This window comes from Cohnella sp. GbtcB17 (assembly GCF_019091135.1).
Lineage (GTDB): Bacteria > Bacillota > Bacilli > Paenibacillales > Paenibacillaceae > Cohnella.
Map to the genome: position 1 here is coordinate 53,913 of NZ_JAGXJW010000048.1, position 11,377 is coordinate 65,289.

At 36.7% G+C, this 11,377-nt stretch carries 10 protein-coding genes and 2 pseudogenes; all 12 read right to left on the reverse strand.

Annotation, left to right across the window (positions count from 1 at the left end):
* Positions 1-15: 15 nt before the first annotated feature.
* Positions 16-693, reverse strand: coding sequence for a hypothetical protein (locus KVT38_RS23890; protein WP_217596258.1), 678 nt, complete (start codon positions 691-693; stop codon positions 16-18).
* 32 nt (positions 694-725) lie between these two features.
* Positions 726-905, reverse strand: a pseudogene (locus tag KVT38_RS34950) (hypothetical protein); the annotation flags it as partial.
* A 671-nt stretch (positions 906-1,576) separates the two neighbouring features.
* Positions 1,577-2,899, reverse strand: a complete 1,323-nt coding sequence (locus KVT38_RS23895; RefSeq protein WP_217596259.1) for a nucleotide sugar dehydrogenase — start codon at positions 2,897-2,899, stop codon at positions 1,577-1,579.
* Positions 2,900-3,073: 174 nt separating this feature from the next.
* A pseudogene (locus KVT38_RS23900) lies at positions 3,074-3,235 on the reverse strand (DapH/DapD/GlmU-related protein); the annotation flags it as partial.
* Between the two features lie 25 nt (positions 3,236-3,260).
* On the reverse strand, positions 3,261-3,419 hold the full coding sequence (locus KVT38_RS35600; protein ID WP_217596261.1) for a hypothetical protein: 159 nt from the start codon (positions 3,417-3,419) through the stop codon (positions 3,261-3,263).
* 153 nt (positions 3,420-3,572) lie between these two features.
* A complete protein-coding gene (locus KVT38_RS35605; RefSeq protein ID WP_217596262.1) occupies positions 3,573-5,012 on the reverse strand; it encodes a lipopolysaccharide biosynthesis protein in 1,440 nt (479 codons plus the stop codon).
* Positions 5,009-6,469: a hypothetical protein gene (locus KVT38_RS23915; RefSeq protein ID WP_217596263.1), complete on the reverse strand. Its 1,461-nt coding sequence runs from the start codon at positions 6,467-6,469 to the stop codon at positions 5,009-5,011. Before KVT38_RS23915 ends, KVT38_RS35605 begins: the two co-directional genes overlap by 4 nt.
* Positions 6,470-6,480: 11 nt before the next feature.
* A complete protein-coding gene (locus KVT38_RS23920; RefSeq protein WP_217596264.1) occupies positions 6,481-7,404 on the reverse strand; it encodes a glycosyltransferase family A protein in 924 nt (307 codons plus the stop codon).
* Positions 7,405-7,479: 75 nt separating this feature from the next.
* The gene (locus KVT38_RS23925) at positions 7,480-8,610 is read right to left on the reverse strand and encodes a glycosyltransferase (RefSeq protein WP_217596265.1); all 1,131 of its coding nucleotides are present in this window, start codon (positions 8,608-8,610) and stop codon (positions 7,480-7,482) included.
* 78 nt (positions 8,611-8,688) lie between these two features.
* On the reverse strand, positions 8,689-9,816 hold the full coding sequence (gene wecB, locus KVT38_RS23930; RefSeq protein ID WP_217596266.1) for a non-hydrolyzing UDP-N-acetylglucosamine 2-epimerase: 1,128 nt from the start codon (positions 9,814-9,816) through the stop codon (positions 8,689-8,691).
* Positions 9,817-9,819: 3 nt separating this feature from the next.
* Positions 9,820-10,929, reverse strand: coding sequence for a capsular polysaccharide biosynthesis protein CapF (locus KVT38_RS23935; protein WP_217596267.1), 1,110 nt, complete (start codon positions 10,927-10,929; stop codon positions 9,820-9,822).
* Positions 10,926-11,377: polysaccharide biosynthesis protein (locus KVT38_RS23940; protein ID WP_217596268.1), on the reverse strand; the 452-nt coding region annotated here is incomplete at its 5' end. The genes KVT38_RS23940 and KVT38_RS23935, both read right to left, overlap by 4 nt.

Here is an 11,377-nt window from a genome sequence, read left to right on the forward strand (position 1 = left end):
ACAAAGCTTGCCTTCTCATTGTTGCATTCCTTTTTCCTGCTTGGAATCCTCGTAGCTCTTACCTTGGCTCAAGCCATACTTCTGGGCAATCTTAATCAATTCGTCATATTCATTTTCGCTCAGCTTTTCAAGAATAAGCTTTTTGGCTTCCTTCTTCTTTTCTACACTCAATCCGCCGCCGGCCAGATCCGACAAGGCCTTAATATCAGTCGCGTTTAGCCTCTTGAGCATAATCGTCATTAACTTCGTCTTTTCGGCAAAAGTAATGTCTTCCTTCACTGCTACTGCCTTATCGATCGACACTTCCGCACTGTAGGAAAAGTCAGGTTCTTTAGAAGAGCTTTCAGAAGATGTATCGTCACTGTTTGTCTTTGTAGCGGAGGAAGAACTAGCTTTTCCTGTCCCTGCTTTATCCGTGCCGTTGGAATCAGGTTGATCTGCGTTTACTTGTTGCGTATCTTGGGCAGGCGCAGAGGATGAGGCGGATGTCGCAGGAGCTGAAGAAGAAGGCTCCCCAGCATCAACATTCGTAGATATTGGCGAGCTTATAGCACTCTCCAGAATAGAATCGGACAGTTTATCCATGACTTTGTCTGCCGCATAGTTAATGCCGAAGTAGGCGCCGGCAAGCAAGAGGACTAGGAAGCAGCCAATACCAATTAGCCATTTCTTTAACCGGTTTTTCTTTTTCATCTTAGATAGCTCTCCTCATATTCAGCATTCGGTTATGCTGCTACGATTGTTGTAGTACGCGACGCCTCTGCGAATCTTTGCAATCCTACTTCGATCGGCGTCTTCGGTTTGAATCCTACGGCTTCCTACAACCTGTCTGTCGAAGCATAAGTTGCTGGCACATCGCCTGGCTTGAGCGGCTCAAAAATCTTCTCAAAGCAAACCGTTCTTCCGTTGCCTGACTAAGCGCCCTCTCAAAAGACTAACCAACCATTCCAGTAGAATGATAATCCAACTCCATCTTCACCATCACAAACAAGTTCTAAGAGAAATCCATCGTTCGTCCTTGCTGAACAAATCTTCGTATAAACTCTATCCGCAACATCCAAAAGCATTTCTGATATTCGGTTAACGACGATGATATCCGCTTTTCTTTGAACAGCGTTAAGTTCTTCTAAACTTTGCAGTTAAAGAATTTTTCGACAACGCAGGCTCATATACGATAACCTCAACTCCCTTGACCTTAATCCGCTTTATCATACCTTGAGTGGCTGACATTCAGAAATAGTCCGAATTCATATTCATGGTAAAGCGGTAGATGCCGACGACCTATGGAAGTAGTTCTATCGGGACCGTAGTTGGCGAACGGTCATCTTAAACGAATGCGTTGGATAATCGTTGTCTAAGACACGTCTCTGGTCTAGCTTCCTGATTTCCACATGGTGATTAAAAGGCGCGTCATTGGAGGGTGTGCCATGGATGCACGCCAACAGGTATAAAGTACCGAAGCAATGCGATGATCCACTACGGGTCTGACATGCACAGATCGCCAAGCATCTCCTCGATTATCAGCTTGGAACGAAGACCACTGCCGCGGGCTGTCACCGGCGCAACATTGTAAAAGTCAAAGTCTCCAATAACAGTATCCTAACTTTTGAATTTCCGTCTTATCCAGAATACTTTTAACATCTATAATTACTTTTTCTTCGTATCGGCACTCTTTAAACAACCCATCTATTTGCTGGAGAGTCATTTGTTTTATTTCATCATGCGCAACAGCAAAAACTAGGCAGTCGACATCTTTTATTGTATCCAAAGGAACCAAATTGACACCGTACACTTCCTTTGCTTCAACTGCATTTGCCTGTGGATCAACAATAATCGGATCAATGCCGTATTCCTTAAGTCGAATAATAATATCTTCCACTTTAGAATTACGGCTATCTGGACAATTTTCTTTAAATGTAATTCCAAGAATGACAACCTTACTTTGTTTAACAACTTTATTTGTTAAAATCAAATTTTTGATAACTGCATCAGCCACGAACTGTCCCATTCCATCATTTATTTTTCTACCAGAGATTATTATTTGTGAGTGATATCCTAGCTTCTCTGCCTCATATAGAAAATAGTAGGGATCCACGCCGATACAATGGCCTCCAACTAATCCAGGATAAAAGCGAAGTGCATTCCACTTTGTATTCATTGCCTCTATTACTTCATGAGTGTCGATCCCCATGCGATCGAAAACCATAGCAAGTTCATTCATAAAAGCTATATTAATATCACGTTGGCTGTTCTCTACAACTTTGGCAGCTTCAGCAACTTTAATAGAGCTAGTTCGATGAACACCTACCTCAACGACAAGTTCGTATATATTTGAAATTTCTTCAAGCGTTTCCACATCAATGCCAGATACGATCTTCTTGATGTTCTCAAGTCTATGCACTTTGTCTCCTGGATTAATACGCTCAGGTGAGTAGCCGACTTTAAAGTCCACACCGCATCTCAAACCGGACTCCTTTTCAAGAATTGGAATGCATATATCCTCAGTAACGCCAGGATATACAGTTGATTCATATACGACAATAGATCCTTTAGTAAGATTTCTACCGATGATAACACTAGCTCCTTCAACAGGCGACAAATCAGGAGTCTTATCTGCATTAATCGGCGTAGGTACTGCAACGACGAGAAACTTTGCTTCTTTAAGCCTTGTTTCATCAGCAGTGAACTCAACTGTAGAATGTTTAATAACATTATCACCCAGTTCAAGTGTGGGGTCTATACCGCTTTTGTATTGCTCTATCTTATGAATATTAAGATCGAATCCTATTACATCAACAGCTTTTTCGGCAAAAGCCACTGCAAGAGGCATTCCTACATATCCGAGACCTATTAATGCTATTTTTTCTTCTCTATTTAAAATTTTTTGGTATAAGGTCATAAAATATTCCCCCTAAATAAAAACCAAATCATTATTTTTTTACCATTCAATTTTTCAACAAACTCCTAAATCAATTACTCGGATTAATTAACGAGGCTTCTAAAACGTGTTCTGTTTATCATATTTGGGTTAAGTGATGCTATAATCTTTCATTTGTTATTGCACTATTTATGTACGTTTTTTTATAACTTTGGCCGGCACACCCCCAACAATACAATATTCAGGTACATTTTTAGATACCACCGCACTAGCTCCAACAATACTTCCATTTCCTATTCTTACACCCGGTAATATGGTGACTCTACTACCTATCCAAACATCATTTCCTATAATAATCGGCTCATCAGTTTCATACCCCTGTTCAAACATAGGTATATCGGCTATCATTCCTATGATTTCGAGTATAAATAATACATTCAGGGCCAATCATTACGTTACTACCAATAGTAGTTGGTCCCCTTATTATTGCGTTGACACCAACGCCGGAATTATCTCCTATCACTAAAGAAGGGGGTATCATAGCACCTTTTTGAATATAAATATTTATCCCCGCCTGTCGGATAAATCTCTTTACTAGAAAGGATCTAATAACTCTTTAGCCTATTTGTACTTTGAACCTCTAGACGGAAGATTGATCGCAACACAACCGTAAAGCAACTAACATTTTTTTGCTTTAAACTTCATCTTTGCTTCCTCCCCTTACTTCTTTCCAACAACTCTTTAACAGAGAGTTCAAATCAAAAAAAACAGAGAGTCCAATTAGTGCAAAGCTGTTAATCGCAAGACAGAGCCAATCATTCATGTTAAATTTCACATTTGTAATAGCAACTATTAGCAAAACCGCCATACCAGCTATCATATATCGGTATCTTCTTATACTTCTAAAATACTTTTGGCCAAAAATAGTTTTTAATATTAGCATAAAAGAGGCAGCTATTGCTGATGAAATAGCAGCACCTTCTACACTATATAATGGAATTAAGATATAACATGCCAAAAAATTCACGATAATACTGGAAGCGTATATAAGAAGATTAATATTACTTTTTTTTTCAAGAGCAATACCTACACCAGTGGTTTCTGCAATCGTATAGCTGACAGGAGAAAAAAGTAAGAATGGCAGGAAATCTGTTACTGCACGATAATTTTCTCCGAGTAACAATATAATAATATCTTGGAACGCTATAATAAGAATAGCAAACGCAACCATTAAAAAGACAATTATTTCATGCATCTTCATGATGGACTTAACTTCATTTTTATAATTTCTAAATACGAATGGCCCCCAAAAAACGTTAAGACCAGACTGTAGTAATGTAATAATTCCAGCCAACGTAACAGCTGAGGTGTATACTCCCAATTGACTCAGTTCATCGAATCCTCTTAGAAAATATTGGGGGATATCATTATTTAATATAGCCATGATGCTTATTGGCATTAATGGAAAACTAAACTTTAACAAACTTGGTTTTAGAGCCCTTTTTATCGAGATTCTTAAATTAATATTCTTTCGATTCACTAATACAGTGAATGTTAAAAATATGGCACTGGTAATTACCATTAGCATTATTGCAGTATAATAATTTGCGTCAAAAACAGCAGCTCCTAAATAAGAAAGCTTTATGACAGCCGACGCACACACAGTTGTAACTGTAAAAAGTATCACTGAATTTCTCATGCGATGAAACAAGGATATATAGCGCTGAACAACTGCGTTCAATGCACAAATAAACAAAAACAACACAACCATATTATTATCATCGTTTAAAACCCACACAGCAATTTCTGTCTGGAACGGTATAACACTAACTGCAATAAAAACAAGAGCAATTACACTTAATGCCATACAAACAGAAAGTAAATTTTTTTTTTCAACTTCTGTTTCTTTTTCATGGAAATATCTTATATATCCTTGATCGAGCCCAAGAATAGCGACCCAACTTACCATTGTAAAGATTGCGTAAAATAAGTTTATACTTGCCAGTTGAGCTGGCTCGAAAACACGCGTTGAAATAGGTAGTATAATAAAATTAATTACAGCACTTACCCAACTTGCAACTGAAAACCCAAGTATTAATTTTATTAACCCTTGTTTTTTTAAAATTATTTTCACTGTTTTCTCCCAAGATTAATACTATTCAATAATGAAGCTATATACAGTGGAAATGCAACGGTTGTTAACAATAGTAATAGGATGGAATAATTATACATTATTGGCGCCACGGCAAAAACAATTGCTAAAAACATATTGCACATATAGGAGCCTTTCCCTTGTCTCACTTTTCCGTCGTATCTATACATTAATACTACTGATGCCACGGAGATTGCTGGAGAAAATAAAAGCCCTAAGTATAGATATCCTTGTGAGATCATGGGAATAATTTGGCCACCTGATACTCCCGATCCATATAAATAGTAATTATACACATCAGTAGAATTAATTTGGCCTGATCTAGATAAGAAAGTACTAATTACATTTATAAAACCTAGAGTATCACCCAAAAACAACAACTGGTATTTTTCAAAAAAACCTAAATTGGCTAAAGTTAAAGATTCCAAACTTTGGTAAATTCCGTAGAAACCATTTGTATATGACTCCACTAAACTTGAGATAGTACGATAAGTTGCTGACAAAGAGAGATAAGAAATTATCAATGTCGTTATTACAGATAACCCTGAAACAATTGATAAATTAAGCAACAATCGTCTTCTCTTCGGAAACATTCTTATTAATTGCATATATAATATAGCGGACATGATAAGACCAGACATTTGTCTTGATGTAGTAATTGTGGCATTTAATATAATTATCAAAATTGCTATATATATGTATCCATTCCACGGTTTCTTGTTGTATTTGTTATAGATCACGGCTAATAATTTTGCAAGCACTGTATAATGTGTTATTTCTCCTAGTGTATAACCAATCCAACGCAAACCATTTGGAATAGATGATTTTAATTTTTGTTCGTTTAGGAGCGTCGTATTTTGAATGGATTGATCAAAAATAAAATAATAATTATGGAATAATGCAGGATATACTAAATACATCGCAGCAGTTATTATTATCAATGCCGTTAGTAGCAAGTTAATCTTCCCAAAGTTTTTTCCACTAAGAAAATCATATTCCCTTTTTCCTATAGCTGGATTCTCTCTCTTTTTTTCGAATATCCACAATGCTCCAAATAAACACGAAACTTCTATACACATCAAAAAAGTAGCCAAAATAATTGTATCCTGCGAGTACACTAGGTTGTATAAACTGGATGGAAATTTATCAAAATAAATGAAAAGTGGTCCTATAAAGTATCTAATAAACATCAACAATAAAATCGTAACTTTAGGAAAACTCTTCCGATCATAGACTCGAAAAAAAATAAAGTTCAAGCATCCATATACCAAAGGAATCATAAATAATAATTTATATATTCCTTTGCTGTTAGGTGAAAAACCAATCATAATCGCCAATAAAAGTGAGAATGTTGTTAAGATGCAAGCAATATGAAAAGATTGATTTTTTGGGGAATTCTCTTCATCATTTATTATTTTAGGTTTTCCTAATCTATTCATTGCTAACTACCTCAATTTCTTAAGTCACTAAAATTAATTGCATACCTTGCTAGTACATCCCTCAGTTGTTGATCATTTTTCCCTTCAATCACATTGCTTTTAGCAAGGCCAGAAGTAGATGAACTAAGTGTAGAAAACATTTCTGAGAACACTGCATGAACCTTTACTGTCTTAGTTCCGTTTAAATAACTCATACATTTTAACCAGATATCATCAGCATCAGGGCACAATTCTTTGATGGCTTCAATATTAAACACTTCTTGGTTTAAAGACTTTGGAGGATATAGTGCTCCTCCTCCATTAGTGGCCATTAAAAGATGATCTGGTCCTGAAAAGTTCTTTGATCCGTAACTCCAATCTATATATTTGTTTATTTTTCCATTATTAAAGGTGATTTTATGTGCCCTGTAGCAAGCAATACTTTCTGGATATTCGGCATGTTTTAACATTAATTCTTCTACCATGTTCTCAGGATAAAATAAATCATCATCTGCCGTAATAATAATATCATTCGAAAACTCTTGCATCGCATAAAAATACTTTTTATGCGATTTCAAATCTTCACAAAAGCGTATTTCAAGCCCTCGTTTTTGCATCCTTCTCACCCTCAAATCCACATCAGTTATTGAGGGAAACTGCGTTGATGCTAGCCATAATATAATTTTGTCCGGCTTTCTGGTTTGTCTCAACAAGGATTCAAGTACCATCCAAATTGTTTTCATCCTAGGAGGGAATGATGTAAGAGAAACTATTACTTGAGGTACTCTATCATTATTATTATTGCTAATACCACTTTTTTTTGAAGTATTTAATATATAATATAGAGGAACTATAATTCTAATCAGAATAAGCAGTACTCTATACATAACTTTTCTCAACGTCTCTATTTTTGTCTTTTCAAAAAAGGTTTGAGTATTATAAAAAAAATTAACCATTTTTCCTCCATAAGTTTAAATTCTAATTGCCATATCATCGACTATACTTGATGTGCCTTCTCATTAGCTTCGTTATTATTTATTGAAAAATTCATTGTATTGTTTTTTCAACGCATCAACTTTCAACTTATCACCAATATAGGTCTCAAGTTTTTTCACCAATCGTTGGTATTGTTTTTCATCTAGATTAACTAACTGTTGTATGGCTGTAGAATAGTCATTTTGCCTCGATAGAGAGATTGCCCAGCCGACTTCGGCTTGATTAATGTCAGTCCACGGGGTGTTATCACTAATAATTACAGGACAATTTGAAAGCATTGCTTCTACAATTGAGTGCCCATAATTTTCTGATATTGTTGGCAAAATCATTGCATCATTTTCAGAATATATTTGATGGATATTTTCTCTTTCAGCTATACCACAATATCTCACTTGGATATCACTTGGTAATTCCTTAATGAGATGTGTGCAGGCCTCCCAATATTGAGGCATTTCCTTTGGCCCATAAATATCAAATCTTACTTTGCCTTTTATTTTTTTAAGACTCTCCAATGCAAAATATAAATTCTTTTGGGGATGAATTCTGGAAATATAGACTAAATTTAAAATTCCCGCTTGTTTCTTGCTTTTTTTTCCTAGGTTTACTGGTAGTGAAGGCACATTTTCTAGTACGAAAATTTTTTCAGAACTTATATCCAACCTTTTTCTTATCTGCTCTTTTTCAGTTTCCGTAGTCGCTTGAAAACATACATACTCATTAAGCAGAAATTTTTTTACCCAAAATAAATATGGCGCTTTTTTAAAGGATTTTTGACTTAAGACACTTTCAAACAGTTCCCCCCTTGGGGCTAACACCATTCTTATTTTCATTCTTTTGGATATTAATAACAGCGGTATTGCTCGCTTTGCATCAAAAAAGCTATTTTGATAAATAATATCAGGTTTAATATCACTAACAATATTTTTTATACTCTTAAAATTGAAATCCGCATTTTGACAATACAGGACCTTAGCTTTTCCAACCTGATTCCAACCCAGCTTAATATTAGGGTATGGATTACTATCTTTTAAGTCATGATTTGAAGTTACGATATAAATATCTAAATTATCTCCGCATAGATTAACAAAATTACTTATACTAACAACTGGACCACCATACTTTTTTCCAGGCAAATAGCCCCCTGTAAAAATTAAGACTCTTCTCATATTAAACTCAACTCCTTTCTTCCAACAATCCATATAGGCGTGTTTCTTTCCTTACGTGTAAATTGAGTAATTTAGCTATTAATGCCTTCCCCAAACCACTCTATTTATGTAATCGGAATAAGATACAATTATTCTAAGAACTTTATCAGATACATTCGTCACATTGTAATCAGCAACACTTCTTAGAGTACCCTTCGCCTGTGTCTCTAGTATCTCTAATCCTTGAAATATTCTCACTTTAGAAAGTCCAACCATCATTACCGCCGCTTCTTCCATCGCTTCCGGCCTTTCATGCGCCTGTCTAATATTCAGTGCCCTAAACCCAAGAATAGAAGATTCCTCACTAATAGTCCCACTATCACTAAGGACAGCCTTAGCCTTGAATTGCAGCTTGATATAATCGTTAAAGCCCAGGGGTTTCATTATTTTAATCAATGGATTAAACTCTATTCCTTTAGCATTAATCCTATTCCGTGTTCGAGGATGAGTGCTAAAAATGATTGGCTTATTGTACTTTTCAGCTATAGCATTTAAGCTATCTACTAAATCCAGAAAATTGGTTTCTGAATTTATGTTCTCTTCTCTATGAGCTGATACGACGAAATATTCTCCCTCTATCAAACCTAATTTTCCGAGTACATCCGAATTCTCTATATCTTCTCTTCTAGAATTTATAACTTCAAACATTGGACTACCTGTCTTTATAATTCGATCCGCCGGCAGCCCTTCCCTTAATAGATACTCTCTCGCTATATCACTATAGGTTAGATTAATATCTGCAATATGGTCGACTATCTTTCGATTCGTTTCCTCTGGCACTCTCTGATCAAAGCATCTCTTCCCGGCCTCCATATGGAAGATCGGAATTTGCTTTCGTTTAGCCGCGATTGCACATAGGCAGCTATTGGTATCTCCCAATACTAAGAGGGCATTGGGTTGAAATTCTTCCAGGATGGGATCGATTTTAATCAAAATATTCCCTATCGTCTCAACCGGTGTTCCGGTAGCTGCATTCAGGAAGTAATCGGGTTGCTTCAACTTAAAGTCTTGAAAGAACACTTCATTTAATTCATAATCATAATTCTGTTCTGTATGAACAAGTATATGTTCTATTGCATTAGATTCATCTAGTTTATTGATAACAGCAGAAAGCCTTATGATCTCTGGCCTGGTGCCTACGACCGTCATCACCTTTAACTTCTTCATTGTTTAAACCTCCAAGTAATACGTGTCGGGTCTATTTGGATCAAAAAACTCATTGGCCCACATTACAGCGACCATATCCGTGTCGCCTAAGTTTTCGATATTATGCGTGTATCCCGTAGGAATATCAACAACTTCCAATCGATCTCCGCTTACGAAATACTGAATGATTTCACCGGAGTCGATCTTTCTAAAGCGAATTACCCCTTTGCCGCTAACTACAAGAAACTTTTCATTCTTGGTATGATGCCAGTGATTCCCCTTGGTAATCCCAGGCTTAGATATATTCACGGAGACTTGCCCCCGATCCGGCGTCTTTATAAATTCCGTGAATGATCCTCTTTGATCTACATTCATTTTAAGCTCGTAACTGAATTGATCTTCAGGCAGGTAGCTAAGATAAGTACTGTACAATTTTTTTGTAAACGTATGAGACATATCCGGGATGGAGCGCTCTTCGCGGCTCTTCCTGAAAGAATATAATAAATCAACGATCTTTCCTAACGTAGCAGTATAGACCGTAGGAACTTCACAATAATCTCCGACACGTTTTTCGTCGCCAGCCAGCGCTCGGGTCATTTCCGTTAGAAGATCATCGATATAGATCAGTTTTAACGCGGTGTTGGGATTATTGATCGTAATCGGTAAATCATGCGCTATGTTATTGCAGAATGTCGCTACCGCACTGTTATAATTAGGTCTTAACCATTTCCCAAACACATTAGGAAAACGATAAATCAATATTTTCGCACCAGTAACACTACTGTAGTCTACAAGTAAATTCTCTACCGCTTTTTTACTTCTCCCATATGGATTGTCTAATTCGGCTTGAGTAGAAGAAGATATCATGATCGGACAAGTATTCTGGTGCTGTTGTAATGTTGCGAGCAATCTTGATGTGAAGCCAAAATGACCGTCCATAAATTCACGTTCATCTTTGGGTCTGTTCACGCCTGCAAGGTGGAATACAAAATCCGCCTTTTTACAATAATCATCAAGTAGAGATGGTTCTGTTTCTTTACTGTGCGCCAGGATATTCAGATCACTGCGGGTTTTCAGTTCCGCTATCAGGTTTTTCCCAATAAACCCGTTAGCGCCTGTTACGAGTATATTCATGCACGATTCCAACCTTTTAATTCATCTCTGACATAATCAAGAGAGAGCAGTCTATCTTTAATTTGTTCAATGTTTAATCTTGTCGTATTATGGGAGTTATATTCTTCTTCAGAAGACAATTGCTTATCGCCTTCCACAAAATACTTGTCATAATTTAAATCTCTTTTATCGGCAGGCACTCTATAGAAACCGCCCAAGTCCTGCGATACGATATGCTCCTCTCTCGTCAGTAATGTTTCATATAGCTTCTCGCCATGCCGAGTACCAATGATCTTTATTTCATTTGGAGCGTTGAATAATTCCTTGATCGCTTGCGCCAAGTCTCCGATGGTCGATGCTGGTGCTTTTTGCACCATAATATCTCCAGCCTCAGCATTTTGGAACGCAAATACGACGTGCTCGACCGCATCTTCTAAGCTCAGCAAGAACCTTGTCATATTGGGGTCCG